This is a genomic window from Agromyces sp. P1_H4 (assembly GCF_056405255.1).
In genome coordinates this window covers 1-1,435 of record NZ_JBFUCL010000537.1, presented here as the reverse complement: position 1 = coordinate 1,435, position 1,435 = coordinate 1, and the positions used below count along the sequence as shown (strand labels likewise).

Below are 1,435 nucleotides of genomic sequence, written 5' to 3'. Positions count from 1 at the left end.
CCACCGTATGGCCCGCCGAGACGAGGGCGGGGAGCAGTCGGGAGCCGAGGACGCCGGTCGCGCCGGCGATGAGCACGCGCACGATCGCGAGCCTAGGCGGGGCCGCGACGGTCGACAAGGGCAGCGCGGTGACGCGGCATCCGGCCTGCGACAGGCCGCCTGCACCGAAGCAACCGCTGCGGCATCCGCCATCGGAGGGGTCGCGCACAGCACCGCGGTCGGCGTACCGTCGGCTCAACGGATGGGGAGGCGCCATGGGGATCGAGGAGGAGCGGCTCGCCGAGTACTTCGACGAGTACGCCGCCGCGCTTCGGGAGTTCGACGCGGACGCCACCGCCGAGCTGTGGGGGCTGCCGGGGATGATCGTCACCGACGACTTCGCAGGCGCGCTCGAGAGCCGCGCCGACCTGTCGGCCGCGTTCGAGGCGTCGTACCCGCTCTATCGGCGCCTCGGCCTCGAGTCGGCGGTGCCCGAGATCCGCTCCATGACCGCGCTCACCGAGCTCATCACGATGGTGCGCGTGCGCTGGAGCTACCTCGACGGCGACGACGACGTGATCGTCACGACCGACTTCGAGTACCTCGTGCGCGACGACGCCGACGGGCTGCACGTGTACGTCGCCGYCGGCATCGACGAGGCCGACGCGCTGCAGCGGGCGGCGCGGACGCGCGGGGTCGACCTCGACCTGTTCGGGTGAGACACTCGGCCGAGCGCTCGCGCCGATCGGCCACGGCCGGCGGCCGCGTGCTGGAAGAATGGTCGGCATGGCCGCATCCGTCACCCCTCCGCGCGGCATGCGCGACTTCCTCCCCGCCGAGAAGGCCCGGCGTGAGCATGCGCTCGGCGTGATCCGCGGCGTGTACTCGGCGCACGGCTTCGACGAGATCGAGACGCCCGTCATGGAGGACTCCTCGCGGCTGCACGCCGGCCTCGGCGGCGACAACGAGAAGCTCGCGTTCGCCGTGATGAAGCGCGGCCTGACGCCCGACGACCTCGCTGCGGCCGCGGCATCCGGCGACGCGCTCTCGCTCGCCGACCTGGGCCTGCGCTACGACCTCACGGTGCCGCTCGCACGGTTCTACGCCACGCACCGCGCTGCGCTGCCGCCGGTGTTCCGGTCGATCCAGATCGCGCCGGTCTGGCGCGCCGAGCGCCCGCAGAAGGGCCGCTACCGCCAGTTCGTGCAGTGCGACATCGACATCATCGGCGAGGCCGGCCCGCTCGCCGAGCTGGAGCTGCTCACCGCGACCCTCGCCACGCTCGACGCCCTCGGCCTCGGCGGCTGCACGATCCGCATCAACGACCGGCGCATCCTGGCGGGCATCCTCGGCTCGTGGGGCGTGCCCGACGAGCTCCGCGAGCGGGCGCTCATCACGATCGACAAGCTCGACAAGATCGGGGTCGGGGGAGTGGCCGCGGAGCTCGCCGCGCTCG

The 1,435-nt window shown here is 72.9% G+C and carries 2 protein-coding genes and 1 pseudogene; 2 read left to right on the top strand and 1 reads right to left on the bottom strand.

The window, feature by feature from the left end; genetic code table 11:
- Nucleotides 1-208, bottom strand: a pseudogene (locus AC1DY2_RS19760) (hypothetical protein); the annotation flags it as partial.
- A 46-nt stretch (nt 209-254) separates the two neighbouring features.
- On the opposite strand from AC1DY2_RS19760, the gene AC1DY2_RS19755 reads away from it, so the two are divergent.
- Together AC1DY2_RS19755 and AC1DY2_RS19750 are read left to right on the top strand one after the other, a co-directional pair.
- Nucleotides 255-698, top strand: a complete 444-nt coding sequence (locus AC1DY2_RS19755; protein ID WP_476763957.1) for a DUF6841 family protein — start codon at nt 255-257, stop codon at nt 696-698.
- 67 nt (nt 699-765) lie between these two features.
- Nucleotides 766-1,435 (top strand): ATP phosphoribosyltransferase regulatory subunit (locus tag AC1DY2_RS19750; RefSeq protein WP_476763956.1); only part of this gene is annotated, 670 nt, incomplete at its 3' end.